Source organism: Enterobacter sp. E14S (assembly GCF_055666685.1).
Genome location: NZ_JBVODQ010000048.1, coordinates 1 through 240 on the forward strand (window position 1 = coordinate 1; position 240 = coordinate 240).

General features: G+C 55.0%; 1 rRNA gene. It reads right to left on the reverse strand.

The annotated features are described in order from the left end of the window. Positions 1–240 (reverse strand): 23S ribosomal RNA (locus ACZ6J2_RS21935); the annotation flags it as partial.

A 240-nucleotide genomic window follows, 5' to 3' on the forward strand; every position in this document is an offset into this window, starting at 1 on the left:
CAGAACGCTCCCCTACCCAACAACGCATAAGCGTCGCTGCCGCAGCTTCGGTGCATGGTTTAGCCCCGTTACATCTTCCGCGCAGGCCGACTCGACCAGTGAGCTATTACGCTTTCTTTAATGATGGCTGCTTCTAAGCCAACATCCTGGCTGTCTGTGCCTTCCCACATCGTTTCCCACTTAACCATGACTTTGGGACCTTAGCTGGCGGTCTGGGTTGTTTCCCTCTTCACGACGGAC